The organism is Lactiplantibacillus sp. YT640, assembly GCF_049745435.1.
GTDB classification, from domain to species: domain Bacteria; phylum Bacillota; class Bacilli; order Lactobacillales; family Lactobacillaceae; genus Lactiplantibacillus; species Lactiplantibacillus plantarum.
The window spans coordinates 317,241-341,456 of record NZ_JBMNVY010000001.1; the positions used below are offsets into that span (position 1 = coordinate 317,241).

At 45.4% G+C, this 24,216-nt stretch carries 28 protein-coding genes; 16 read left to right on the top strand and 12 right to left on the bottom strand.

Annotated features, from left to right (window positions below; genetic code table 11):
• Positions 1-9 precede the first annotated feature (9 nt).
• A complete protein-coding gene (locus ACOV1R_RS01485; RefSeq protein WP_011101900.1) occupies positions 10-819 on the top strand; it encodes an alpha/beta hydrolase in 810 nt (269 codons plus the stop codon).
• Between the two features lie 177 nt (positions 820-996).
• Here the strand turns inward: ACOV1R_RS01485 and ACOV1R_RS01490 are convergent, their stop codons facing one another.
• Positions 997-1,971: an asparaginase gene (locus ACOV1R_RS01490; protein ID WP_003642578.1), complete on the bottom strand. Its 975-nt coding sequence runs from the start codon at positions 1,969-1,971 to the stop codon at positions 997-999.
• A gap of 489 nt (positions 1,972-2,460) precedes the next feature.
• Here ACOV1R_RS01490 and ACOV1R_RS01495 point away from each other — a divergent pair, with 489 nt between their 5' ends.
• Genes ACOV1R_RS01495 through ACOV1R_RS01520 form a run of 6 tightly spaced genes read left to right on the top strand, consistent with a single transcriptional unit; the run spans position 2,461 to position 7,402 of the window.
• On the top strand, positions 2,461-3,219 hold the full coding sequence (locus tag ACOV1R_RS01495) for an ABC transporter ATP-binding protein (protein WP_027822319.1): 759 nt from the start codon (positions 2,461-2,463) through the stop codon (positions 3,217-3,219).
• A 30-nt stretch (positions 3,220-3,249) separates the two neighbouring features.
• A complete protein-coding gene (locus ACOV1R_RS01500; RefSeq protein ID WP_021356952.1) occupies positions 3,250-5,031 on the top strand; it encodes an FtsX-like permease family protein in 1,782 nt (593 codons plus the stop codon).
• Between the two features lie 22 nt (positions 5,032-5,053).
• Positions 5,054-5,329, top strand: coding sequence for a hypothetical protein (locus ACOV1R_RS01505; protein WP_003642575.1), 276 nt, complete (start codon positions 5,054-5,056; stop codon positions 5,327-5,329).
• 27 nt (positions 5,330-5,356) lie between these two features.
• Positions 5,357-5,728, top strand: coding sequence for a GntR family transcriptional regulator (locus tag ACOV1R_RS01510; RefSeq protein ID WP_003642574.1), 372 nt, complete (start codon positions 5,357-5,359; stop codon positions 5,726-5,728).
• On the top strand, positions 5,725-6,603 hold the full coding sequence (locus tag ACOV1R_RS01515) for an ABC transporter ATP-binding protein (protein ID WP_003642573.1): 879 nt from the start codon (positions 5,725-5,727) through the stop codon (positions 6,601-6,603). Before ACOV1R_RS01510 ends, ACOV1R_RS01515 begins: the two co-directional genes overlap by 4 nt.
• A complete protein-coding gene (locus tag ACOV1R_RS01520) occupies positions 6,593-7,402 on the top strand; it encodes an ABC transporter permease (protein ID WP_011101902.1) in 810 nt (269 codons plus the stop codon). The genes ACOV1R_RS01515 and ACOV1R_RS01520 overlap by 11 nt, the downstream gene beginning before the upstream one ends.
• Positions 7,403-7,517: 115 nt before the next feature.
• On the opposite strand, the gene ACOV1R_RS01525 is transcribed toward ACOV1R_RS01520, so the two are convergent.
• Positions 7,518-7,988, bottom strand: a complete 471-nt coding sequence (locus tag ACOV1R_RS01525) for a universal stress protein (RefSeq protein ID WP_003644733.1) — start codon at positions 7,986-7,988, stop codon at positions 7,518-7,520.
• 204 nt (positions 7,989-8,192) lie between these two features.
• On the opposite strand from ACOV1R_RS01525, the gene ACOV1R_RS01530 reads away from it, so the two are divergent.
• Positions 8,193-8,429, top strand: a complete 237-nt coding sequence (locus ACOV1R_RS01530; RefSeq protein ID WP_003642570.1) for a hypothetical protein — start codon at positions 8,193-8,195, stop codon at positions 8,427-8,429.
• A 77-nt stretch (positions 8,430-8,506) separates the two neighbouring features.
• The gene (locus ACOV1R_RS01535; protein WP_003642569.1) at positions 8,507-8,923 is read left to right on the top strand and encodes a GtrA family protein; all 417 of its coding nucleotides are present in this window, start codon (positions 8,507-8,509) and stop codon (positions 8,921-8,923) included.
• Between the two features lie 138 nt (positions 8,924-9,061).
• Here the strand turns inward: ACOV1R_RS01535 and ACOV1R_RS01540 are convergent, their stop codons facing one another.
• Positions 9,062-9,535 (bottom strand): hypothetical protein, encoded by a 474-nt coding sequence (locus ACOV1R_RS01540; RefSeq protein WP_003642567.1) that lies wholly within the window; start codon positions 9,533-9,535, stop codon positions 9,062-9,064.
• A 176-nt stretch (positions 9,536-9,711) separates the two neighbouring features.
• Here ACOV1R_RS01540 and ACOV1R_RS01545 point away from each other — a divergent pair, with 176 nt between their 5' ends.
• Positions 9,712-10,038 carry a hypothetical protein gene (locus ACOV1R_RS01545; protein WP_013355839.1) on the top strand — a complete coding sequence of 109 codons (327 nt, stop codon included), beginning with the start codon at positions 9,712-9,714 and terminating at the stop codon, positions 10,036-10,038.
• A gap of 368 nt (positions 10,039-10,406) precedes the next feature.
• Here ACOV1R_RS01545 and ACOV1R_RS01550 read toward each other — a convergent pair whose 3' ends face one another.
• The 3 genes from ACOV1R_RS01550 to ACOV1R_RS01560 all read right to left on the bottom strand — a co-directional run bounded on the left by ACOV1R_RS01550 (position 10,407) and on the right by ACOV1R_RS01560 (position 13,277).
• A complete protein-coding gene (locus ACOV1R_RS01550; RefSeq protein ID WP_015380746.1) occupies positions 10,407-11,603 on the bottom strand; it encodes a MalY/PatB family protein in 1,197 nt (398 codons plus the stop codon).
• A 327-nt stretch (positions 11,604-11,930) separates the two neighbouring features.
• Positions 11,931-12,431, bottom strand: coding sequence for a hypothetical protein (locus ACOV1R_RS01555; protein WP_003645850.1), 501 nt, complete (start codon positions 12,429-12,431; stop codon positions 11,931-11,933).
• A gap of 207 nt (positions 12,432-12,638) precedes the next feature.
• Complete coding sequence (locus ACOV1R_RS01560) at positions 12,639-13,277, bottom strand: LVIS_2131 family protein (protein ID WP_097558155.1); 639 nt, start codon at positions 13,275-13,277, stop codon at positions 12,639-12,641.
• A gap of 192 nt (positions 13,278-13,469) precedes the next feature.
• On the opposite strand from ACOV1R_RS01560, the gene ACOV1R_RS01565 reads away from it, so the two are divergent.
• Positions 13,470-13,787, top strand: a complete 318-nt coding sequence (locus tag ACOV1R_RS01565) for a hypothetical protein (RefSeq protein ID WP_003642562.1) — start codon at positions 13,470-13,472, stop codon at positions 13,785-13,787.
• Between the two features lie 269 nt (positions 13,788-14,056).
• Here the strand turns inward: ACOV1R_RS01565 and ACOV1R_RS01570 are convergent, their stop codons facing one another.
• On the bottom strand, positions 14,057-15,781 hold the full coding sequence (locus ACOV1R_RS01570; RefSeq protein WP_015380748.1) for a glycoside hydrolase family 13 protein: 1,725 nt from the start codon (positions 15,779-15,781) through the stop codon (positions 14,057-14,059).
• A gap of 143 nt (positions 15,782-15,924) precedes the next feature.
• On the opposite strand from ACOV1R_RS01570, the gene thrC reads away from it, so the two are divergent.
• The 3 genes from thrC to ACOV1R_RS01585 all read left to right on the top strand — a co-directional run bounded on the left by thrC (position 15,925) and on the right by ACOV1R_RS01585 (position 18,937).
• Positions 15,925-17,418, top strand: a complete 1,494-nt coding sequence (thrC, locus tag ACOV1R_RS01575) for a threonine synthase (RefSeq protein ID WP_011101905.1) — start codon at positions 15,925-15,927, stop codon at positions 17,416-17,418.
• A 14-nt stretch (positions 17,419-17,432) separates the two neighbouring features.
• The gene (locus tag ACOV1R_RS01580; RefSeq protein ID WP_015380750.1) at positions 17,433-18,230 is read left to right on the top strand and encodes a Cof-type HAD-IIB family hydrolase; all 798 of its coding nucleotides are present in this window, start codon (positions 17,433-17,435) and stop codon (positions 18,228-18,230) included.
• A 71-nt stretch (positions 18,231-18,301) separates the two neighbouring features.
• The gene (locus ACOV1R_RS01585) at positions 18,302-18,937 is read left to right on the top strand and encodes a pentapeptide repeat-containing protein (RefSeq protein WP_015825830.1); all 636 of its coding nucleotides are present in this window, start codon (positions 18,302-18,304) and stop codon (positions 18,935-18,937) included.
• A gap of 179 nt (positions 18,938-19,116) precedes the next feature.
• Here ACOV1R_RS01585 and ACOV1R_RS01590 read toward each other — a convergent pair whose 3' ends face one another.
• From ACOV1R_RS01590 to ACOV1R_RS01610, 5 genes are read right to left on the bottom strand one after another with little or no spacing between them, the layout of a single operon-like run.
• Positions 19,117-19,719, bottom strand: coding sequence for a sugar O-acetyltransferase (locus ACOV1R_RS01590; RefSeq protein ID WP_003644736.1), 603 nt, complete (start codon positions 19,717-19,719; stop codon positions 19,117-19,119).
• A 14-nt stretch (positions 19,720-19,733) separates the two neighbouring features.
• On the bottom strand, positions 19,734-20,300 hold the full coding sequence (locus tag ACOV1R_RS01595; protein WP_043992886.1) for an NUDIX hydrolase: 567 nt from the start codon (positions 20,298-20,300) through the stop codon (positions 19,734-19,736).
• Between the two features lie 15 nt (positions 20,301-20,315).
• Positions 20,316-20,684: an HIT family protein gene (locus ACOV1R_RS01600; RefSeq protein ID WP_003642555.1), complete on the bottom strand. Its 369-nt coding sequence runs from the start codon at positions 20,682-20,684 to the stop codon at positions 20,316-20,318.
• Between the two features lie 15 nt (positions 20,685-20,699).
• Complete coding sequence (locus tag ACOV1R_RS01605; protein ID WP_003642554.1) at positions 20,700-21,446, bottom strand: 3-oxoacyl-ACP reductase; 747 nt, start codon at positions 21,444-21,446, stop codon at positions 20,700-20,702.
• Entirely contained in the window at positions 21,446-21,667 is a 222-nt protein-coding gene (locus tag ACOV1R_RS01610; RefSeq protein ID WP_003642553.1) for a DUF2829 domain-containing protein, read from the bottom strand. Before ACOV1R_RS01610 ends, ACOV1R_RS01605 begins: the two co-directional genes overlap by 1 nt.
• Positions 21,668-21,831: 164 nt before the next feature.
• Between ACOV1R_RS01610 and ACOV1R_RS01615 the strand changes: the two genes are divergently transcribed.
• On the top strand, positions 21,832-22,923 hold the full coding sequence (locus ACOV1R_RS01615) for a DUF871 domain-containing protein (RefSeq protein ID WP_027822737.1): 1,092 nt from the start codon (positions 21,832-21,834) through the stop codon (positions 22,921-22,923).
• Positions 22,924-22,950: 27 nt separating this feature from the next.
• Positions 22,951-24,132, top strand: coding sequence for a GNAT family N-acetyltransferase (locus ACOV1R_RS01620; protein WP_015380756.1), 1,182 nt, complete (start codon positions 22,951-22,953; stop codon positions 24,130-24,132).
• The last annotated feature ends 84 nt before the right edge of the window (positions 24,133-24,216 follow it).

Consider the following 24,216-nt stretch of genomic DNA (forward strand, 5'->3'; position numbering starts at 1 on the left):
GGTGAGCTGATGCCTAAGAAAGTAATCTGGGGCTTGATTGCAAGTGGCCTATTTCTTTTATTGATCGTCGGTCTCGGACTGACAACACAAATCCATCAAGATAAAGTCAGTCACGTGATTACTGCGCAAAAACGGCCATTGATCATGATTGGAGGTAGTAGCAGCACGCGGACTGACTTTGATGACATCGTCCGTTCACTTAATGAGCAACAGCACCATCCGCTCATCACCCTGACTGTTAAGGCGAACCAAAAATTGGCGTTTAAAGAAAAACGCGTCGAGAACACCAACCTTAACGATGCCCTCATCGTGATCTTTTTCGAAGATAGCACGGACTCAACAGAGAACATTATGACCCAAACGAACGGCTTAGCCAAAGCTATTCGTTATTTGCAACGTCACCAACATCTCACCACGGCCAACGCACTCGGTTATTCAAATGGTGGCCTGATCTGGAGTCGCTATCTAGCAGGTTTGAGCTCGTCCAAACCATTAGCAGTCCACGATTTGATGTTGATTGGCACCCCATTCTTGGGTACTGATGCTGCACATCCTGATAAAACGCTCTATACACCACTTCTTGATCACAAGAACCAATTCAAGAAATTGCATGCGGTCATCAACATTGCCGGTGACACTGGCGAGGGTAACGACGATATCGTACCGCTCAGCAGTGTGAACGCTGGTGGCAACTTATTTATGAACAATGTTACCCGCTATACCGCCATGACTGTTAACCAAAAATCAATTAGTCACGGTGACCTGCTTCACGAAGCATATGTTGCCCGGCTCATTCGTCAAAATCTGATCAATCAATAGTATCTTTAGCTTTAGCTGATAAAAAACTGAGCCACCCTTCATAATGATGAAGTGATGGCTCAGTTTTTTTATGATTGATCGTCCGCTATGACTACTGGCGATCAAACTATCCAACAATTTTGTGTCACGAGTAGCCCATACACGGGTTGCGCAGGGCTCAAAGGGGCGCCACGTCGATTATGAATTGGCAGTCGCTACAAATCGAGCTAGCTCATCGGTCGACATACCGGCACTGACACCCACCAGTAACTTAATCCGGGCTTTTTGTCCATTCAATCCCTGACAAAAAATCACACCCATTTGTTTTAATTGAACACCGCCACCTTCATAAGCATAGACATCCTGAGCGATACCGTTGAAGCACCGGGAAACCAGTACAACCGGAATCTGCATGTCTAATAATTTTTGCACAGCTGGTAACGTCGCCGGCGGCAAATTCCCCGCTCCCAACGCTTCAATGACTACGCCATGAGTCGTGGGTTGCGCAATGGCGTCAAATAGTTCTGGTCCCATCCCGGCATATGCTTTGATCAGAAAAACATTATCTGTGACCGTTTGAATCGGGCAAACCGTTGACCGTAGTAATGATTCAAAAAAGACAATGCCTTTATTAGCGACTAACCCAATCGGGCCAAAAGTCGGTGTTCTAAAAGTGGCCACGTTGGTCGTATGCGTCTTAGTGACGTAGCGGGCCGAGTGGATTTCATCATTCATAACCACTAAAACACCTTTTTCGGCCGCATCCGGTGTACTAGCCGTTTGAATCGCCGTTTCGAGATTATGCAGACCATCCGACCCAATCTCATTGGCGGACCGCATTGCGCCGGTAATCACAACGGGGAGCTCATTCGGTAAAGTAAGATCTAGAAAATACGCCGTTTCTTCTAGCGTATCCGTACCGTGAGTCACAACCACCCCATCGACCCCTTCGTGTGCGGCCTTATCGATCCGTTGCTTTAACTGCAACATCCGTGCCGGGGTGATGTGCGGCGACGGCACGTTAAAGACGTCCTCAGTCTCTAACTCAATATCCGTGCCAAATGAACTCTGATAATTGTCTAAAGGATTTTCATCTCCGGGGGTCACATTGCCGGATTCATCAGCCGACATCGCAATGGTGCCACCAGTGTGTAATACCAAAATCTTCTTCAAGAATACTCCTCCTCATCTTTTCACGTGCCTACGCACATCTAACAGTAAAATTATTTTAGGCTTGCCATCGCCTAATTGCAATCCACCCTCACTGGTTCTTCATGACAACTTCCTTAGATTCTCATACAAGTGATATCAACTAAAAAAACTATCAACCATTCAAACAATTTACAAAACCTAGCAACCAGATCAGTACGTTTTATTAGCCTACATAGTGCTAGTCACTCAATTAGTTCACTTATCAACTAGTTCGTTAATCGGTTCGTCGGTTAGTTACCCCTTCAGGACGAAGTCACTAACCTCAGTGCACCTTATTACTCAATTTCAGTCTCAGGGCTAACCGATTGACTACTCGCTAGACGTTGATAAATCAGCGTTTGACGTCCCAATGACTATCAAGCGAGAAAATAATGATTGACACTCGCGTTAGTTGCCTTTATAGTTAGTTACATAAGTAATTAACCAAATAACTTAAGAGAGGTATTTAAAATGACAACCACACCAATCATGACCGTCAGCGACCTGCACAAAACGTATGGTAAGGCGGGCAGCAAACAATACGAAGCGTTAAAAGGCATTAATTTCAATGTGCAACCAGGGGAATTTGTCGGAATCATGGGCGTATCTGGTTCAGGGAAAACCACCTTGCTCAATATGCTGGCCACACTGGACCAACCAACTAGCGGTGAAGTGACTATTCATCAACAACCGATTACACATCTGAAAGGCAATCAACTTGCTGATTTCCGGGCCAAAGAGATTGGGTTTATCTTCCAAGATTTCAACTTATTAGAAACTATGACTGCTTACGAGAATATCGCCCTACCATTGTCGCTGCAAAATACGCCAGTCAAAAAGATCAAGCCAGCTGTCGAAAAAGTCGCACACCAATTGGGAATTGAAGAATTCCTATCAAACTATCCTAATGAATTATCTGGTGGTCAAAAGCAACGTGTGGCAGCCGCACGAGCCTTAATCAATGACCCCGCTATTCTATTTGGTGATGAACCAACTGGTGCCCTTGATTCTAAGTCAGCGCGTGAATTACTCGACCTGTTCACCAAAATCAACCAAGAACGGGCTGTCTCTATCTTGCTGGTGACCCATGATCCATTTTCAGCTAGCTTCTGTCAACGAATCTTATTCATCAAAGATGGCCGGATTGGGCAAGAACTTAAACGTGGGGATTTAAGCCGCAGTGATTTTTATCAACAAGTCCTCGACAACCTAGGGACGTTTGAACAGTAAGCCGAAACAGTAAAAGGAGTCCTTTAAACTATGTTAACTAAACTTGCCATGACCGGCTTAAAACACCGTTGGCGCGACTACCTCGTTCTCTTTTCAGGACTGATCATGTCTAGCGCAATCTTCTATATGTTTGAAGCACTGGCCACTAACCAAGATTTCTTAAAACAAAATACGAGTATTAGTATGGTCGGCCTCATCTTCCAATTTGGTTCCGTACTACTCACAATCATCACATTAGTCTACATTGGCTATGCTAACTCATTCTTATTAAGTATGCGTAAGCGAGACCACGGGCTCTTCATGCTCGTTGGTGCACGCAAAAGTAAGATTGGTCAATTAATTTGGCTGGAAACACTACTTGTCGGTATCACTGCAACCATTGTCGGCATTCTTGTGGGAACAGCCTTAACTGTCGGCGTAAGCCAGATTCTGATTAACAGTCTAGGCCTGACGCTTCACCATTTTACAGCCTGGTACACGCCAGCTGCCATTGCGACACTGTTACTCTACGTTGGATTGTTCTTAATTGCCGGTTTATTCAACCTGCTATCCCTGACCAAGACACCAGCCTTGAAATTACTACACAGTAATGATCAACCTAACCGGCCACAACTAAAACCAGCCCGTCAACTCATCGAAATTGTCGTCGGTGTCATTTCAATTGCAATTGGTTACTGGTCAATGGCTAACCTGAAAATTTTGCAACTGATGGGAATTGGAATTGCGCTCGTCACAATTGTTCTTGGAACTTATCTGCTGTTTAACGCTATTTTTGTCTGGTTAATGGTCGCACTCAAACGATTCTCATTTGCCCAACGTGGTTTGAATGGCTTCACCTTATCACAGCTAAGCTTTAGAATTCGTAATTACACTAAGATGCTGTCAATTGTCGCAATGCTATTCGCACTAGCTCTCGGCGCAATTACAGTTGGAATGGGCTTTCACAGTCAAATTCCATCAATGGCTAATATTAATAACGCTTATGATATGGGACTGGTCAACGCTAGTACCGCTGAAAAAGCACAAATTGCAGCGATGAAGCCCAAGACAACGGCGACCTATCATTTCAAAGCAACCAAGAAAGTCGTTTATTTCCAAGCTGCTGAATTCAATCGGCAACCATTCACGACTATTCATACTCGCAATAAGAATCAACTGACTTTTAATACCGTTCATAATAATGCGGCTAAATTACAAAAATCAGAAGATAATTATCAACTGATGCAGCTTCAGAGTGGTGTCATGGCAACCGCAACACCCGTATTTTTATCAAAAACGGCGTACGCGAAACTTGCCCAGCCTGAACAGCGACTAACTGTGTTTACTACCAACAACGTTATCGAACATCGCGTTGCATTGAACAAACTGGCCAAACATCACTTTCACACTACCAGCCCTGAACAATTTGGAGGTCGCTATGCGATGTATCTAATGGTTAACGGCATGTACTCCGGGCTGGAATTTATGGGTATGTTCCTCGGAATCGCCTTTCTTGCAATGCTAGCTAGTTGCCTGATGTTCAAGATTCTGTCTGGTGCCGATGCTGATCAACACCGTTACAAGATGCTCGATAAAGTTGGAACCACTAGACGCCAGCTCAACGGTGCCATTAACAAAGAAATTGCTGTGCTCTTTATTCTTCCTGGAATCGTTGGTATTGTACACGTCTTGTTTGGGTTACAAATGTTCAAAATCATAATGGTTACCTCACCATATACCGGAATTTGGTTACCATTCTTGATTTTTGCCGGTCTCTACCTACTTTACTATCTCATTACGATCACCATCTATCGGCGAATCGTTTTACAATAACCTTTCGGAGGAGGGAAAAATCATGGTATACTTTGGATTAGTCGCTTTATTAATCGTTATTACACCATTACACCGTTACGTGCTCGCAAGTCGTCGTCAATTCTGGTTAGGGGCGCTCATGCCGCTTCTGTGGCTGAGCGTTAACTTCGGTTTAGCCACCCAGATTATCTTTGAACATCAAGACATTCTACTGGCCGTACTGGGCACCCTCCTCCTACTCTCTAGTTGGATTGCTGCCCGGATCGATCGTACCGAACGACAACTGCACCAGCCGCAACAAAAGGCCACAACGAAATAGGGCAATCACTGCAATGAGGTGAATAAAATGCAGTTCAACTTTAATAGCACGGAACCAATCTACTTGCAGGTTGCCGACCAAATTGAAGAAGCTATCTTTACGGAAACCTTCGCTGAAGGTGAACAAATTCCTTCGACAACCGAGATTTCTAAAGAATTTCATATTAATCCTGCGACCGTGCTTAAGGGCATGAATATTCTAGTTGATGCCCAACTGATTGAAAAACGGCGTGGGGTCGGGATGTTTGTCATCGCCGGTGCACAACAACGAATCGTTGAAAAGCGCCGGGATCAGTTCTACACCGACTACGTTAAAAAACTAGTCGCTGAAGCACAAAAGCTCCACATTACGCAAGATGAATTAGCTAAATTAATTGAACGGGGGTTTTCCGAATCATGAGTATTCAAGTTCAGGCTGTCCAGCAGGCCTTTCGCGGTCAAACCGTCCTGGATAATCTTAACCTAACGATCAAACCAAACACGATTTACGGTTTGCTAGGCCGCAATGGTGCTGGTAAAAGTACCTTGCTGAACATTATCAGCAATCGTATCTTTGCTGACAGCGGAACGGTCACCATGGACAACGAATCCATGTGTGATAACGACCGCACGTTAGGAAAGGTTTACTTGATGAGTGAAGTTAACCTCTATTCTGAGCGTTCCCGGGTCAAACAACTGTTTAAAACCACCGCACTACTCTATGGTGATTTTAATGACACTTATGCTAAAAAACTAGCACAAACCTTTGGCCTCGATTTAAACGCGCGATTTGGCAAATTATCGACGGGTTACCGAACAATTTTTAAACTGATTATTGCGTTATGTGTACCGGCTGAATACATCTTTTTAGATGAACCAGTCCTCGGTCTGGATGCTAATCACCGCGAAATTTTCTATCAAGAACTGATTGAAACCTATAGTGACCATCCCCGCACATTCGTGATTTCGACTCATCTCATTGAAGAAATTACGAACTTGATTGAACATGTCTTTGTGCTGGACCATCATCATATTATTGTTGATGGTGATGTCACCGACATCCTAGGGCAATCTTACGCGGTAACTGGTCCACAAACTGATGTCAGCACTTATACGGATGGTTTAAATATTATCGGCAAGGATCATCTTGGCGGAATTACGGCCCACTACGTTTACGGGCCATTAGATAACGACCGACCAATTCCTGATACGGTCACGGTCGAGCATCTGGACCTACAAAAACTATTTGTTAACCTGACTAATACCAAGGAGGAGGCCGCCGCTCATGTCAATTAAGGTTCGCAACACCACCCGTTATTTATTAACGGAACAATTGAAAATGACGGGGTGGTCGGTACTCGCTTTATTCGTCGTATTCGGAATACTACCACTACTATTTGCAGTTATTACGGGTAATATTCGGCAGTATTCTCCACTTGGTAATTTTGCTAGCCTAAGCCTCGGGCCACTCTTCTTCATGCTTATCTTTATTGTGGGGTCACTCACTTACGACAACTTTAAGCTCTTAATCCAAAATGGGATTTCCCGACAAACCTACTTTCAAGCTCGAGTATTCGCATTACTCATGCTTAGTGGTTTGCTTGTCATCATCAATGCCATTTATTACTACGGTATTCATGCTCCGTATTTACACTGGAGCACCAACACCGCGTTGATGAGAACGGGCTATTCGCTGTATAGCCATGCGCTGGGAAATCAGGTCTGGCTAAACATTTTAGCTAGCTTATGCTTTAACTGGATTTTCTACATTGGCGTTGGCCTTACCGGCATCGCTTGTGGGACCTTACTCGCGTTATTTGGTAAATGGGCCAAAACGATTTTAATCATTGGCACTCCCATCATTGGCATGCTTATTATTTGGATAATGGTCATCATTATGACTCGCAATCAATCGAACTATAATTACACGGGGCTTGAAAACTTCTTGAAATTTATTATTGGTTATCCCAGCCACGGTGAAGCGACAACTGGTTACTTTAACCCAACCATGCCATTCATCACAATGCTGGTAGGTTGCGGTATCATCGGTGGTCTCGCCTATCTGTTCAACCGTAAGTTAAGAATCAGAAATTAAGCTGATAATCTAAAAAATGAAGCAGGTCGTGAAGTTATTGACTTCACGACCTGCTTCATTTTTTAATGGTTAATACAAACGTCACACCATTCGAGAAGTGGTTTTCCCACTAACGCTACTTTTCAACCTGCGTATTTTGCAAATCCGTCTTAACCACGATTACATCAGTCAACGCATTACGCTGCACATACGTTGTAACCGAGCCTTCCAGCACGCGTTCAACGGCATTTAACCCGGTTGCCCCCATCATGATCAAGTCATTATGATGATCCTTGACGAAGTCCTGTGAAATAATTGGTTTCGGACTTCCCATTCGAATGTGGAAGGCAATGTCCGTAAAGCCATCCTTTTTGACTTGATCAACCGTTTCTTTTAAATAAGCTTCAGAATCCTGAACCAATTGATACGTAATATCACCATCCGCCAAACCAGCTAAATTATACCCAAACTGACCGGGATCAATGACTGCTAACACGTCGATATGTGCCTCATTACGTTTAGCGACTGCAACTGCTTTATCAAGCGCAATCTCAGCTTGTTGTGAGCCATCGAGGGGAACTAAAATATTCGAATATTCTTGTACCATTGACGTCACGCCCTTTCCATCTGTTAATTCTATTTTACCATTTATCAGCGTTGGTTGCGTTATCATTTATATAAACTAACTACCAGTTATGCACAGCAGCTCGCCGGCTAGCAGTGTCGGGTTTACATAATATTTACAACAACGACATCTGATATTTACAGTTACCCCTTACAATTGGAGTTAATCCACTTGGGGGTGAATAGTATGCTTTCTTTAGGTATTCGACCAGGCCTAATCGCCAGCCATACAATTGTAATCAACGATGCCCTTTCATATCAAATCCGGTTAAGCAAATTGCGTCTCGGACCCGATGTCTATCGGCTAGACATCCGTGCAACCACTACACTGGGCCGCTTGACCGTGTCCCACGCACATTACCATAACTTTGCCACGGCCCAGCAAGCCTTTAATCATCAGCGCCACCAACTTGAATCGCACTAAAAATATCCAACACGCAGCCATTTAATTATGATAGGATGGTACCTAGTAATAATCAGCTAAAGTGAGGGTATTCATCTGTGGGACAACTTATCAAACAACTCTGGCAACGCTATCAAAGCGTCCTTTCCTATTTAATCTTTGGGGGCTTAACCACCCTAATTAATATTATTGTTTTTGGAATTTTCAACCAATTCTGGCCCTACTGGATAGCCAATACGATTGCCTGGCTCATCTCAGTGCTATTCGCCTATATCACGAATAAAATTTGGGTATTTGACTCACAAACACCTACTTTCCGTGCTGTTTTAATTGAAATGACATCATTCTTCGGATTCCGCCTACTCAGTTACTTTATTGACCAGGGGATTATGATTGTCGGTATTTCGGTTCTGCACGGAAACGACCTTATCGTCAAATTAATTGATCAAATTATTGTGGTATTACTCAATTGGTTCTTCAGTAAACTATTTATTTTCAAGGATCGTGGTCATTAAAGCGAACCAACTTAAACATCAAAACAAGCGTCGTAGGAATGTCCGAAAATTCCTGCGACGCTTATTTTATTCATAATAATTACCGACCCATCTTTTTTCTGATACTTAACTTAGCTACTATTTTAGCAACCATATTTTTCACCCAAACTGGCGTTGCACCGTATGTAACGTCGCTAACTTTGTGACCACATCATCAATATTGACCCCATCCCAATTATAAAAAATATATTGGCGACCACAGCGCATCTTAATCACCAAATGACGTGCTGATGAAGCATAACCATTGCGAACTTCGGCCTGATCCGTCGTCAATGCATAGTATTGAATGTCATCCGTATTTAAAGCTAACTCTCCAATTCGTATCATGACTTGTTGACTGACCTCAGTCGGCGGTCGAACTGACAAACAAGTCCCATCATGGTGCTGATACCGTAACTCTACCGCAACTAAACCGGCCGCGGTTAGCTGCGGTCTAAAATAAAACTCCGCGCCAATATGCAACGCACTTGACGGCCAAACTGCGGTTAGCCGAAATTTAAAATGCCGGCCATGAAAATCAGTCAGGATGCCTTGGTCGTAATCTGGTTGCATTACCGTAATATGCCCAATCATGACGATTCACTCCCTTCACTTAGTTATTGATAATGTATCACGCTTCACAAGCATAGTTGTGTTTAAAACCCATAATCAGTCGTTTTTACCATTTTTTATTAAAATAGTAATTAAATTATCCTTACTCATGCTAATATTTGAGTTAACCAACTTTATTGATCGGAGGTCCCATTTTGATGACATTTACAAATCAAGAAACTGACTATCTTATGAACCTACTAACCAACCAGTTAATGGCCCTACTAAGCCGCGTCACGCGCTGGCAGACGCACAGTCTGAGTCAACACCAATATAACCAACAAGTACACGAAACGCTCCAACCCGAACTGAACATGCTCACGCAAATCACTGCTAAACTCCAGGGACAAGCCCGTGACCAAACTCAGCTAGGGGCCATTCAAACTGGTTTGAAGAAACTTCAAGTTGCCACCACCTATCAGCTAACTGCCGACCAACTTGCACACGCTAATGAACGCCGGCTGAATCGCCGATACCGCGATTAACTTTTACAACATCAGCATATTTACCAGGAGATTCAAAACTATTTCGCAATCCTTAACAGAAAATTCAAATTTCAATCACGAGTTAGCTACTTTTTCTCGGTACAATGGTTTTATCAACTCATACAACCACTTGACTGAAGGAGGGCTTCCATGTTCTTAATTGTTTACTGTACGTTCGCTATTGCAGTTTTTTTCTGGATATTCGGTTACGTTAAAACCGCCGTCATCATTGGTATACTGGCACTGAGCTTGATTGCTTACTCCTTCATTCGCCGAGAGATTACTCGACGACGTTTGCTCAAGCGACGCACGGTTACCAATAAAAGTCGTTAAAAAAATTCCAACACGCCGGTGTCGGAATTTTTTGGTTATTTTTGCATTTGTGATAAACAAGTGACGATCCGCTGAGCCGCCTCACGCACATTTTGCGGATTAGTCGCTAAGTTCAAGCGAACAAACCCCTGATCATCAGGACTAAAACACTCACCAAAGTCAACTGCGAGCTGACATTGATCTTGAATAAACGCTTTCGTTGCAGCTGGCTGAACGTACGCGCGTAAATCTAGCCACGTCAAATACGTCCCCTGCAAATCGGCTAAAACCAACTTAGGCGCGTGGGCGGCAAAGGTGGTGCATAAATAATGATAATTATCACGGACGATTGCCAAAATCTGGTCTAACCAGGCCGCGCCCGATTCATAAGCCGTTTGGCCGGCAACCTGGCCTAAGACGCTGATCTCAGTCTGGCTGAAGCGCCCGATTTGTGCATCATAGCGTTGTCGTAATTTTGGATTAGGAATTACTAGATGTGAGTTCAAAAGCGCCGCCAGATTAAACGTCTTAGACGGTGCATTGACGACAATCACCCGGTTACTAAACCGCCCATTGGCTACCGTTAACGCCGATTTGAACGGATGGTTGGTCCGATCAATTTCTAAATCCTGGTGAATTTCATCTGAAATAACAAGCACATGATACTGTTCACATAATGCTAACAGCCGTGTCTCTTCATCTTCAGACCAGATCCGCCCCACAGGATTATGTGGCGAACATTGAATGAACAATCGCACCTCGTTCGCCTTAATTTGCTGTTCCACATCTTCAAAGTCAATCGTATAGTGACCACGATCATTGCGTAACTCAGATGTGACCAGCTGACGATGATTATCCCGCACCGCGTTGAAAAATGGATAGTACACGGGCGTCAGAATCAAAACGCCATCACCTGGTTGCGTTAAAATATTAACGAGCGCGTACAACGAATTGACCACGCCACTACCAAATCGAATCCAATCGTGTTTCAATGTCAGACCATGGCGTGCCTGTTCCCAATCGATAAAGGCTTGATAATAACGATCAGGCGTAATGGAATAACCATAAATGCCATGCGCCACTCGTTCTTGTAGTGCTTGCGTAACTTGTTCTGGCACTTTGAATTCCATGTCAGCGACCCACATTGCCAACAAATCAGGATTGCCATACCGAGCTTGTAGTGCGTCCCACTTCAATGAATCCGTATGCTGGCGCGTTGTTGCGTACTTCTTAATAAATGCTGCTTGTTCCATCTTAAAGGCCTTCTTTCTCAACAAAAAAACTTCGTCCTTAACTTACTAAGGACGAAGTTTATACTCCGCGGTACCACCTATTATTACAGTCTTGCTGTCGCTCACGCAACGTACTCGTTACGTTCAACCCAATTATCGGTGGTCAATCCGGGCTAATAGCATCAACCATTAGCCAACTCCGAGTTCATCTTCACAATAAGCTGATGGTCAAATTACACCACTACTTTGACTCGCTAGGCATCAACTTATTGTTACTCTTCTCATCAACATTTAATCTTCACGTTGCTTCTAAGTTACAACGTGAAGATTAAAAAGTCAACAACGTCTTTAAAATTGCGCTTGCTCTAAAACCTGGTAGCCATCGATTCGTTGGTCAGCGGTAGGAAACGCCCCGGTCTGTAAGAAACGCTTGGCCTGCATGACCCGCGGCGAACTATTCGACCAATTTAATTGATCAAGTGGCACTCGAGCGGCCCCCGCCGACATTGATTCGGTGTAATGCGGTCGTTTGAGCAACAAATGGCCCCCCACCGGTTCCAGTAAATAATAAATATTAATTAACGTTGCTGGCAATTCTAATGTTGTTAAGGCTGGAATCGTAAGCTGGACGGTCCCAAGTTGCTTTGAAATAACAGTTTGTAGTCCTGTTTGAAGTTGTGCAATCTGACTAACGGCCTCACTCAACGTGGCCCGTGTCGTCACTGGTGCGGTTACTAAATCATAACGGTTCTTGAACGGCCCGGTTAAGGATTTATTAAGGACCATGGCCGTCGAATCACCAATGATACCACAAACAAATAGTGGACTAATTGCTGGTTCGTTAATCATCAATCTTTTCCTTCTCTCAGTCATACGATTAAATAGATAAATTAATTAGCCTATAAAAATATAACAGTTACATTTTACCTTAGAATTATGATAAGGTTCCTAAAAAAAGCATGCGAATATGAATATTTAACAACTTTTAATAATTCTATGAAAAAAACCGAATCTTGGCTACTAAAACGCACAAGGTTCGATTACTTTTTTTGTTATTTAGTTAGATTGCACATCGGTCGTATTAATAAATGACTGGGCTGGCACACGAATTAACCACCGCGTCATGGCTTGATGCCCCACATGGACACCTAAGCCATTCCAGAATGACGGCTGATAAGTGGCTGTCAGCTTCACTGCGTAGGCTTTTTCGTGCTGCCGGTCTTCTTTAACCAGCTGCTTTTGTGCCCACGGAATACCCGCATCCGCCACTTTAACTTGCGAAAGATTAGTCACCACGGTCGCCTTGTTACTTGAAACAGTATATTTCGCACCATTAACCCAGTAATTATAAATATGCACGGGTTTTTGGGTCGTGCCCCGATCCACCGCGACATAGTAGGAACCATTAGTCCCAACTCGCAAAACCAGTGGTTCAACTTGATACGTTACCTTAACGTCCTTAGCATCTGACAGGTCGACCTGGTGATTGAAAGTCACGTATCCCATGCCAACTAGTAATCCGAGACTAACGATTAATTCAACGGTGGTAATGATAAGATTTCCCCACTCAAACGTATGCTTACGTTCCACGATCATCTTGATGCGTCGTACGCGAATATGATGAAATACCCACACGACTAACGCCAAAACAATGATCCACGCAATGATCCCAATCCAATTCCATGCAAAAGTCATTGATTGCCAACCCTTTCTCAATTACATTATTATGTTCTAATTGTAAATAATCCAACCTTAAATAACAAGTAATCCAGCAAATTCAACACAATCATTCAGAAGCAGATTGTGAAAATAATCACTGAAACGGTGCCAATGTAATCGAATTCATGGTAAAATAAAGTTATTAACTTGTAGAAAGAAGGAGTACACATGATCGCGTCACTAATTTATTGGGTCGTCGTTGTTGGCTTGATTGTTTGGGGTGTTTGGATGGCCATCCTTTCCGCATATTGGGCCAGCCAAAAACAAAACGGCAACATTTTCTTTATTGCAATTATGAATACATTAGGTGCCTTGGCCGGCCTCTTAGTATGGTGGGTCTTCAACAATCAAGACTGGCAGTACTACTGGTTATCCAGCACCGTTAAGACAACCAACCTCTTAGGCATCGTCCTAATCTGCTACGTTGTCTTGATTGTCATCGAATTCATTCAAGGCCGGGGCATCAAGCCTGAGACAGCTAAATAATGATTATTTTAAACGCCAAGCAAGTTGCTAGGCGTTTTTTATTGTCAAATGCGGCAACAATCTTGCTCTTCAGTGTTTGTTACGGTGATAACATTTGATTTGTCATGCTGCATGCTTCATCATGATTAATAAAAAAAAAACGATTCTCAAAGACATTGAGAATCGTTTTTTTATAAGCGACTGTCCTAATGGCGGCTATCGGTCTTGAAGATTTCAACTGGGAAACACACAGAACGCTCCACCAGTCGACTTGTGACACTACTTCACAACTAAGCCACGGTTAATTCAAAGCCTCCCGGTGCCATCTCATTTGCGGTAATACCCGCTGTTAAGATTGGCGATACGCCACTTACTGTTGAGACTGTCTGTGCACCTAAATTAAAGCGGCCTTGAATCGTCTGTTCAACATCCGTCCGCGTTAAGATTAAGCAGTGACCATCAATCGTCCATGTCAATTGGCTAGTTGCTAAAAAGTCGGCCTGTTGCCGGCGAAACTTGATCAAACGCGTGACAAATTGTCGAACTTGTTGTTCTTGCTCGTCTGGTTGCCAGTTCATGCACCGACGATTGTCAGGGTCGGCACCACCGGCCATGGCCACTTCCGTTCCATAATAAATACACGGGCTCCCCGGCAATAGCATCAGTAGCGTGAGTGCAGATTTAAATTTAGTTAACTGACCATGCAACGTGGTCAGTAGCCGTGGCGTATCATGCGTATCCAACGCGTTGAACATCGCCTGTTGATTAGGTTGACGATACATCATTAATTCCAGATTGGTTTTACCAACGTAATCTTCAAGGTTGAGTTGACCATTAAACAACGCCAGAATTGGTTGTGTCAGTGGATAATTCATAACCGCGTTAAACTGGCCGTTACCGACTAACGATTGACTACTATGCCAAGACTCACCTAATAGGTACACATCAGGTTTGATTGCCCGCAAGGCACCACATAACGCTCGCCAGAAACCATGGTCGACCTCATCAGCAACATCAAAACGCCAAGCGTCAATCCCGAATTGTTCGATCCAATATTTGGTCACATCAATCAAGTAAGCTTGTACCGCGGGGTTCTGGGTGTTAACTTTCGGCATCGCTGCTCCCGTCGCAAAGGTTTCATAATTAAGCCGCTTCGTCTTCGGATCACGTCCCACCGGCCAGCCATGAATATGAAACCAATCAGCAAACCGTGACTGCTCGCCATTTTTAATCACATCTTGCCACTGTGGTGACTGCTCGCCAAAATGATTAAAGACGGCGTCTAACATCACGCGCATACCGCGCGCATGGGCGCCATCGACTAGCGCCTGAAAATCGGCTTTCGTACCAAAGTGGGGATCGATTTCAAAATGATCGATCGTATCATACTTATGATTAGATGGTGACGTGAAAATGGGACACAGGTACAGGCCATTGACCCCCAGTGCAGCCAAATCATCTAAATGCGCTGTAATTCCGGGCAAATCCCCACCATAAAATGAATCACGGTGAACACGCCCAGCACCCCACGGTTGAACATTAGCCGGGTCATTTTGCCGCACACCATTTGCAAACCGTTCAGGAAAGATCTGGTACCAGACCGTCTCCTTAACCCATGCCGGTGGCAGCTCCGCATCACTGACGTGCATATATGGCATGTGAAAATAGTTGCCCACTGTTTGCCAGTTAGTGGCAACGTCGTCAAAGAAGCCACCCTCACCATAGCCAACCGTCGCACCGGTCGTATCCGTGATCAGAAAGGCATAGACCACCCGGTTAGTCGGTACGGTCAGCGTCGTCTGCCAGTACTGGTTGCCCTGCGTCGCTAATCCGGGCTGCATTATCCGCCGCTCTAGCGCTGTTGTTCCTTCTTGCCATAAGTAAGAATCGGCAAACAAAATCTCCACTTGGGCAACATCGTCACGCGCAGTTTGTAGTCGTACCTGTAGTTGATGTGCGGCTAAGACGGCTGTATCTTCACTTTCAGGGCGGTGCCTAATTCCAGCTAGTTGCATTGTAAGATCTCCTTTTGTGTAAACGATTACATTATTAACTAGACCATTTACGTCAATTATCCTCATGATTTTGGTGAAAACGTCCCCGTTCGCCTCGATTTTAGTGTATCATTTAGTCAAAATCAGTTGAAAGGACGTTATCCATGAAAACACTTTATCGCAGTACCCGCGAAACTGCAAGTCACACCATGACGTCATCACAAGCCGTACTTCAAGGCCTGACGCCGGATGGTGGTCTCTTTGTGCCCGTAACGCTACCGACCGCTAATTTTGACTTCGACCAGCTCGCCACGATGAGCTACCAAGAAGTTGCTTACGAGGTCCTTAAACTCTTCTTCACGGATTATACCGCTGATGAATTACACGCCTGCATTGACGCGGCTTATGGTGATCAGTTTGATGACCCCCAAATTGCGCCGGTCACCAAGCATGGTCAGCAGTATTACCTTGAACTTTTTCATGGACCGACCATTGCATTCAAAGACTTGGCCCTTCAAATCCTACCGCATTTGATGACAACGGCAGTTAAAAAGAACCATTTACAAGCCGAAGTCGTTATTTTAGCGGCCACCTCGGGCGATACTGGTAAAGCTGCCATGGCCGGGTTTGCCAATGTTGATCAGACTCGCATCATCGTCTTCTACCCAAAAGATGGTGTCAGCGCAATCCAAAAACAGCAGATGGTGACCCAAACCGGAGCCAATACTAGTGTTGTTGCGATCAACGGTAACTTCGATGAGGCCCAAACAACGGTTAAAAAACTGTTAAACGACCACCAATTACACGCGGAATTAGCCACCCACCAGTTCCAATTCTCAAGCGCTAATTCCATCAATATTGGTCGTTTATTCCCACAAGTGGCCTATTATGTCTACACCTACGCTCAACTTATCAAGCAGGGGCAAATCAAGAACGGTGATGAGATTAACTTTAGTGTTCCAACTGGGAACTTTGGGGATATTTTAGCTGGCTACTATGCCAAACAACTGGGCACGCCCATTCATAAACTGATCTGTGCTTCCAATCGCAATAACGTTCTCACCGATTTCTTTAATACCGGGACTTATGATAAAAACCGTGAATTCTTCTTGACGAGTTCACCGTCCATGGACATCTTAGTCTCAAGTAACCTGGAACGGCTCCTCTTCTACTTGACAGGATCAGACGCCACGGCGACTGCTAAACTAATGACTGATTTGCAAACGACCGGCCGTTATACGATTACACCGGCAATGCGTGCCAACTTAGCTGATTTTTGGGCCGGCTTCGTTACTGAAAGCCAAGATCAAGCTGAAATTCATCACCTGAACCATGCCCATCACTACACAATCGATCCACATACGGCCGTGGCCTCGGCGGTTGCCAAACAGTATCAAGCCGCAACCAGAGATCAGCGGCCCATGGTGGTTGTTTCAACCGCTAGTCCGTATAAATTCCCACAGGCCGTCCTAACGGCAATTACTGGTGAGCTTAGTGCGGTAGATGGCCTAGCCGCAGTTGATCAGTTACATGAGTTGATTCAAACGCCCATTCCAGCAACGGTCACAGCCCTCCGTACTGCGCCCGTGCGCCATAAGCGGGTTGCGGATGTTGATGATATGGGAACGACCATTAAAACAATTTTAAATCTTAACTAGAAAGTGTGACCAAGATGATTACGACCATTGCGTTAGACCTAGATAATACGTTACTAACTTCTGAGAAGACGATTTCTCCGCGAACTGAAGCAGTTCTCAAACAGCTGCATTCGGCCGGCAAACGGATCGTACTGTGTACTGGGCGACCAATTAAGGCGATTCAACCATACTTACAACAACTTGAACTCAACCAACCAACTGACTACGCGATTACCTTTAATGGTGGGCTCGTTCAGCAAAACACGACTGGTGACGTCCTTGCTCGTACTAGTGTGACCAAACAAGATTTACAACCCTTATTTGAGCAAGCCCAGCGCGATCATTTCTACTTAGACGTGATTGATTTGAAGCAAGTCTACTCCATTACGGATCTAGGCAAGTCACCGTACGAAGAATTCTTGCAAGGCTTAATGCCATTTAAGAATGTTCGTTTTGCCGACCTGCCTGCTGATGATCTATTCGGTAAAGTCGTTAGTGCTGGTCAAGATGCTAAAACAGTCCAGGCCAAATTACCAAGTCAAATTACCGATTTCTTCCACGTGGTCCCATCCCGGCGGACTTTGTTGGAATTCTTACCACCGCATACTGATAAGGCCAGTGGTTTGAAACAACTCCTCGGTCACTTTAATGAAGACTATGACAACTTGATGGCCTTTGGGGACGAAGAAAACGACCTAGGAATGCTAACCGCCGCCAAAGTTGGCGTAGCGATGGCGAATGCGATTCCTGCGGTCAAGGCCGCAACCACCCATGCCACCCTGAGTAATGACGAGGACGGGGTCGCCGTTTTCCTAGAAAATTACTTCAACTGATCCCAAACTGAAGCCTGTAACGGGCTTCTTTTTTAGCACAACCACTCAAAATCAAACTAACGAGGTGTCCCATGCAAGATCCCCGCATTATCCCAGCAGAATTAACGACTGGCGCTTTTTTCGATATTTTAGCAGATGAGGACCACAGCTTAAGTTATATTCAGGTTAGTGAAGAAGACATGAGTCACCAGCACATCGATCACCCCATGCTGGATCACGTGCACTTCGAAAATGTCCGGTTTACGGCCAGTCAATTTGAACGGCTTGACTTGACCGATGCTGTCTTTATCAATTGTGACTTTTCTAATTGCCAGTTTGAAAAAGCCAGCTGGCTACGCGTTCAATTCAAAGATTGTAAGCTCGTCGGTGTCGACTTGAACGAGGCTGCCCTCAATAACGTCGCCTTTGACCACTGTCAGCTCGACTTAGCCATGCTGTGCGACATGCGGTTCAAAACCGTGACCTTTGATCACTGTCGGCTGAATGGGGCCAGCTTTATGAACAATCGACTAACGACCGTCAAGTTTAACGAAACCAACCTTGACCAAGTCGCTTTCAACGATACCGCCCTCAAAAATATTGACCTAAGTACCTGTCAATTCGAGCGTCTCGAACTTGATACTGCCGCAGCACGCGGTATGATCGTCAATATTGATCAGGCTGCTTATTTGGCTGCTGCTTTAAACGGCATCAAAGTTAAACCCTGATACCGGTGGAACAGTCACCGTATGAGTGACCAACTCACAATGCCAAGGACGATTAAGCTGCTGGCTGGTAAATCTTCTAATAACACTGCACGTATCTGTCAGAATACTTTTCACGCGCTGAACACAAAAATACCACCTCCGTCAGGTAACAACCTGCGAAGGTGGTATTTTGTCGTTCATCATGACAATTCGAATTGCGCCCCGGTGTAACCAGTGCGGTCGGCCGCCGTGATTGGTCGAATAACTTGGCAAGGGTTGCCAGCCGCAATCACGTTAGCTGGAATATCGTGGGTTACCACGCTCCCACCACCAATAATCGTGTTAGCACCAATGGTCACTCCTGGTAATACGGTGACGTTAGCGGCTAGCCAACAACCATCACCAATTGTGATTGGTCGGGCGATGCAGCCGCCCCTAATTCGTTCGGTTGCATCAAACAAGTGGTTGCTCGTGTAAAGGCCGACTTTTGGCCCCAACAAGACCTGACTGCCGATCGTAATTGGCGCCCCATCTAACATTACACAATCATAGTTGGCATAAAAGTTATCACCTAGATGAATGTTCCGTCCAAATTCAACGCGAAAATTAGGATTTACAAATGGCTTGCGACCAGCTGAACCAACCAATTGTCGCAATAAAGTTTCTTTAGTCTCTGGATCAGCAGTCGCATTGACCGCGTTCGTTGTCAACGTCGCTTGGTCACGCAACGCCGTTAGTTCTGCATCCGTATCTCGATACGGCTGACCAGTCGCCATATACGCAAACTTCTCATCTAAATTCATTCCGCACCCCACTTCTATCGAATAAAATTCAAGTACCATGTTATTGCGCAGATTCCTTGTGCTGAACGAATCTGGCCATTCTTTAATAGGTCAATCACTTTACTGAGCGGGACAAGTTGCGTATTCACGTATTCGTCCGCGTCAAAATGTCGTTCGCCATGTTCTTGCGGATCAATGTGAGTCAAAATCAAGCTGACCGTTTCGTCCGTAAAACCTTCCGACGAGCTAATTTGCGTCATAATTTGTGATTCATGGGCAATGTAGCCCGTCTCCTCTTGTAATTCACGGGCCGCGGCCGTTAACGGATCTTCCCCCGCATTAATGAGGCCAGCAGGTAAACTAATCGTCTCGGCATTGCGACCGACCCGGTACTCTGAACCTAGCACGACTTGGTCATCCGCGGTGATGGCTAAAATCGTGACGGCGTTCCCATGCTGAATCAAATCGCGTTTTACTTCTAATCCATCAGGTGTTTGAATCGTTTGTTTGACCAAATCAAAAATCGGCCCATGATACACCGGTGTCGTTGATAGGACCTTACCGCGCCGGCCAACTTTCTCAAATAAATCTGCCATACACATTCACTACTCCTTAATCTATCTCAAATCCGGTACACCATCCGGCAGCATCTTACGAATGCCACCCGCGGGGTCTGGCACGTCACCTTGATATCGCGGTATCAGATGGAGATGACAATGCATTACGGTTTGGCCCGCAGCCGGATCAACGTTAATGCCAATATTATAGCCATCCGGATGATTGTGCGCATCTAGGTACGCTTTTGCTTGGGTCAGTAAGGCGAGCATCGCATTCCTGGTCGCCGTGGGCACATCAAAATACGTGGCATAATGTGCTTTCGGAATAATCAACAAATGCCCCGGACTCACCGGCTTTTTATCGAAGAAGGCCGCTGCTAGGTCATTCTCCAAAATATACGGCAACGGCTGACAAAAAATACAAGCCATACCAAAGTCCCCTTCCTATTTTGCTAACCAACCACCATCAATTGGAACCACCGTCCCATGAATATAATCAGCGTGCTGACTCGCTAAGAATAGCGTCAGATCTGCAACTTCCTGCGGTTGGGCCCACCGTTTTGCGGGCGTCTCACTGGCAACCCATTTCGCCATCTTACCATCGCCAGCAAAATCAGCGGCATTCATCGGGGTATCGATAGCCCCCGGCGCAATGCAGTTGGCGCGAATTCCCTGAGCCGCATAGTCCAAGTCAAGTTGTTTCGTATAACCAATGATGGCGTGTTTGGCTGCGGTATACGCTGCGCCGCCTCCGCCACCCACCAGTCCAGCGATCGATGCCATATTCACGAAAACGCCGTGTTGTGCGGCTAACATTGCAGGTAGCACCGCATTAGTCACGATAAACTGGCTTGTCAGATCCGTCGCCAAAATATCTTGCCACGTTTTCAGATCCGTTGCTAAAGTTGGTTGATAGCCGTCTAACTTACCGGCCGTATTGCACACGACGGTTGGCTTGCCGAGTACGTTAACTCCTGATTTAATCGCCGCGACGAGCGCATTAGTGTCGGTCACATCAGCAATTTCATAGCGCAGGGCTGACGTCGTTACTAGCGCTGATGGCTGTGGTTGCCGATCAATGGCAATCACGTCAGCCCCCTGGGCTAGGAAACTCTGGACCTGGGCTAAGCCAATCCCGGAGGCAGCTCCAGTAACCAAGACAGTCTGTCCACGATATTCATCAAATTGCATTAGTCAACCAACTGCCAGTCCGTCGCTAAAATATCACAATCTGTTGGTGACCACATACTATAGGCTTCATCGGCCGTTTTGATTAAAAAGTACGGGTTCAGCGGGTCGCCGTTGAAAGTGGTTGCCGTCTGTAATTCGACGAACAATTCGGTCCCTTCCCAACCAGTCCGAACAGCGCGCTTACCAGCTTTTAATTCAGGTAAAATAGCTTCAAATGTCATCATGATACCTCCAATTATTAATACCCGAATCGTATCATAATCCCGCGTGGAGTGACAGGCAAAAATTGGTACCAACAAATTGTCTATTTTACTGGTACGGACCAATTATTTGTGCGATAATGTAAGCGAATACAGAAACTAATTATTATTTGGAGGAATTTTAAATGAGTAAACTCGGTGTTTCCGTTTATCCCGAACGATCAACCTTTGAAAAGGATGCGGCATACCTCGATTTAGCCGCAAAATATGGCTATCAACGGGTATTCACTTCACTGCTTGAAATCAAAGGGGACCAAGCCGCAGTGGTTGCCAACTTTAAAAAAGTGATCACTTACGCGAACCAATTAGACTTGCAAGTAATGGTCGACGTCAATCCTGACCTCTTCAAACAACTTGGCGTGTCCTATGACGACTTGTCATTCTTCCACGACCTCGGTGCCTGGGGTGTCCGCCTCGACCTAGGATTCACTGGTCAAGAAGAAGCCCGGATGACGCACAACGAATTCGGCATTAAGATTGAAGTCAACATGTCCAAAGGGACTCACTATGTTGACACGATTATGGATTATTCACCTGAAAAAGATAACTTACTAGGCTCACATAACTTCTACCCACAACAATACACTGGTCTTGGTTATGATTATTTTGTTCAGACTTCTGAACAATACCGTCAGTATGGCATCAACACCGCCGCGTTTGTTTCATCAAATGATGCGACTTATGGGCCTTGGCCCATGCAAGACGGGTTATGTACCCTTGAAGATCATCGGGGGTTACCGATTGCGGCACAAGTTCAACATTTGAAAATGACGGGGCTGATCGACGACGTTTTAATTGGTAACGCCTACGCGAGTGAAGCCGAACTAAAAGCGGCTGCTGAAGTGTTCTTTAGTCCTTACCCACTGCTACACGTCGAAACCGTTGCTGATCTATCGGCAGTTGAAGAAAAAGTACTCTTTGCGCAACCACAGACTTATCGCGGTGATTTTTCAGATTACGTCATTCGTTCTTCTCAGACCCGAGTCATCTACAAAGACGAAGCCTTTCCTGCTCATCACCTAGATGCCATTCATACCGGTGATGTCTTGATCGATAACGATGAGTTTGGGCAATACAAAGGTGAATTGCAGATTGCACGCCAAAATCTTGAAAATACTGGCCGAATCAATGTGGTTGGTCATATTACTAAGAGTGACTTACCTTGCCTTAACTTGCTACAACCATGGGCCGACTTTAAATTTGTCGCTGCCAAATAGTACTCAACGAATGGAGGGGTCGCATTAATGACAACTGATTACCGTTTAACTAGCGATGCTGACCGCGAAGCTTTCTACCAACTTTACCAATACGCGTTCAATAATCACGATACCCCCGCGCGGCGGCGATTTTTCATGGATCGCTACCAACATGGCTGGATCTACGGCCGTCACGATCATGGTCAACTGGTTAGTGGGCTATACAGTCTGCCACTAGCAGTCAACTTTCATGGCGTCACCTACCGGATGAATGGTATTGGCGATGTGATGAGTGCGCCTGAATATGCCGGTCAGGGTGGCGCGGGACAGTTGCTAACGACGGCGCTGACAGAAATGGCAGCCAACCACGTGACGCTGTCCTACCTTGCCCCCTTCGCGTACGGTTACTATCGTCGTTTTGGCTATGAACACGTCTTCGACCACGCGCACCAAGTCATGGCCGCTCCAGACCTACCACGTGTCAAACCGACGGACTGGTCTGGTACGATCACCCGCTATGGCAATGACGGGCTGGCCCAAATCAACGATTTTTATGCACGACAACCGCAAAATCAGCGTGGTGGTCTGATTCGACCAGCCTGGTGGCAACATTACCTGACTCTCAAACATCATTGGTCGGTCGCAATTTACCGCAATGCGGCTGCCAATATCGAGGGCTATTTGATCTATGAACGGCAGGCCACTAACTTTGCGATTCAAGAATGGGTGACTAGCACGCCGACCGCTTTCGAACGATTGGCTAACTTTATCACTAAGCATGGCACCACCTTTGAAACGTTTAGTTATGATAGCCCAAGTGCGACCAACGGCTTGGACCTACTAGCCGACCCATACCGTTTAAAAGTGACTGTCCAGCCGTACATGATGGCCCGCATTGTTGATTTATATGACTTTATCAAGCGCTATCCGTTTCTCACGGACATCCAACCAATTCGCCTAGCAGTCAGTGACGCTACCCTCCCTGCTAATCAAGGAATCTGGTCATTGATGCGGCACAACGGGCAAGTAACGCTCAATCGGGTTAGCGACCAATTAACTGGACCGGCTGACATTCAGTTAACGATTCAGCAATTAACCACTGCTTGCTTTGGCACCCAGAGCTTAGCCCGGGCGTACCAACACGGATTAATCACCGGTGATGTGAATGCAATCAACCGACTTGACACTAGTCTAGTTAAAGAACGACCAGCACTTATTGACTACTTCTAAGTGCTTAATTTAGATAAGCAGCATGACTGACTCAAAGTGGGGCGCCCCAAAAAAAAAGCTGGCGGCCCCCGATTTGTTGAGCCC

Excerpts from the sequence above, each read along its gene's own strand:
- ACOV1R_RS01580 (WP_015380750.1), top strand. The coding sequence starts at position 17,433 with ATGATTACGACCATTGCGTTAGACCTAGATAATACGTTACTAACTTCT.
- ACOV1R_RS01510 (WP_003642574.1), top strand. The coding sequence starts at position 5,357 with ATGCAGTTCAACTTTAATAGCACGGAACCAATCTACTTGCAGGTTGCC.
- ACOV1R_RS01560 (WP_097558155.1), bottom strand. The coding sequence starts at position 13,277 with ATGACTTTTGCATGGAATTGGATTGGGATCATTGCGTGGATCATTGTT.
- thrC (WP_011101905.1), top strand. The coding sequence starts at position 15,925 with ATGAAAACACTTTATCGCAGTACCCGCGAAACTGCAAGTCACACCATG.
- ACOV1R_RS01550 (WP_015380746.1), bottom strand. The coding sequence starts at position 11,603 with ATGGAACAAGCAGCATTTATTAAGAAGTACGCAACAACGCGCCAGCAT.
- ACOV1R_RS01505 (WP_003642575.1), top strand. The coding sequence starts at position 5,054 with ATGGTATACTTTGGATTAGTCGCTTTATTAATCGTTATTACACCATTA.
- ACOV1R_RS01540 (WP_003642567.1), bottom strand. The coding sequence starts at position 9,535 with ATGATTGGGCATATTACGGTAATGCAACCAGATTACGACCAAGGCATC.
- ACOV1R_RS01570 (WP_015380748.1), bottom strand. The coding sequence starts at position 15,781 with ATGCAACTAGCTGGAATTAGGCACCGCCCTGAAAGTGAAGATACAGCC.
- ACOV1R_RS01520 (WP_011101902.1), top strand. The coding sequence starts at position 6,593 with ATGTCAATTAAGGTTCGCAACACCACCCGTTATTTATTAACGGAACAA.
- ACOV1R_RS01605 (WP_003642554.1), bottom strand. The coding sequence starts at position 21,446 with ATGCAATTTGATGAATATCGTGGACAGACTGTCTTGGTTACTGGAGCT.
- ACOV1R_RS01545 (WP_013355839.1), top strand. The coding sequence starts at position 9,712 with ATGACATTTACAAATCAAGAAACTGACTATCTTATGAACCTACTAACC.
- ACOV1R_RS01555 (WP_003645850.1), bottom strand. The coding sequence starts at position 12,431 with ATGATTAACGAACCAGCAATTAGTCCACTATTTGTTTGTGGTATCATT.
- ACOV1R_RS01515 (WP_003642573.1), top strand. The coding sequence starts at position 5,725 with ATGAGTATTCAAGTTCAGGCTGTCCAGCAGGCCTTTCGCGGTCAAACC.
- ACOV1R_RS01530 (WP_003642570.1), top strand. The coding sequence starts at position 8,193 with ATGCTTTCTTTAGGTATTCGACCAGGCCTAATCGCCAGCCATACAATT.
- ACOV1R_RS01495 (WP_027822319.1), top strand. The coding sequence starts at position 2,461 with ATGACAACCACACCAATCATGACCGTCAGCGACCTGCACAAAACGTAT.
- ACOV1R_RS01610 (WP_003642553.1), bottom strand. The coding sequence starts at position 21,667 with ATGACATTTGAAGCTATTTTACCTGAATTAAAAGCTGGTAAGCGCGCT.
- ACOV1R_RS01585 (WP_015825830.1), top strand. The coding sequence starts at position 18,302 with ATGCAAGATCCCCGCATTATCCCAGCAGAATTAACGACTGGCGCTTTT.
- ACOV1R_RS01525 (WP_003644733.1), bottom strand. The coding sequence starts at position 7,988 with ATGGTACAAGAATATTCGAATATTTTAGTTCCCCTCGATGGCTCACAA.
- ACOV1R_RS01565 (WP_003642562.1), top strand. The coding sequence starts at position 13,470 with ATGATCGCGTCACTAATTTATTGGGTCGTCGTTGTTGGCTTGATTGTT.
- ACOV1R_RS01590 (WP_003644736.1), bottom strand. The coding sequence starts at position 19,719 with ATGAATTTAGATGAGAAGTTTGCGTATATGGCGACTGGTCAGCCGTAT.
- ACOV1R_RS01485 (WP_011101900.1), top strand. The coding sequence starts at position 10 with ATGCCTAAGAAAGTAATCTGGGGCTTGATTGCAAGTGGCCTATTTCTT.
- ACOV1R_RS01500 (WP_021356952.1), top strand. The coding sequence starts at position 3,250 with ATGTTAACTAAACTTGCCATGACCGGCTTAAAACACCGTTGGCGCGAC.
- ACOV1R_RS01615 (WP_027822737.1), top strand. The coding sequence starts at position 21,832 with ATGAGTAAACTCGGTGTTTCCGTTTATCCCGAACGATCAACCTTTGAA.
- ACOV1R_RS01600 (WP_003642555.1), bottom strand. The coding sequence starts at position 20,684 with ATGGCTTGTATTTTTTGTCAGCCGTTGCCGTATATTTTGGAGAATGAC.
- ACOV1R_RS01595 (WP_043992886.1), bottom strand. The coding sequence starts at position 20,300 with ATGTGTATGGCAGATTTATTTGAGAAAGTTGGCCGGCGCGGTAAGGTC.
- ACOV1R_RS01620 (WP_015380756.1), top strand. The coding sequence starts at position 22,951 with ATGACAACTGATTACCGTTTAACTAGCGATGCTGACCGCGAAGCTTTC.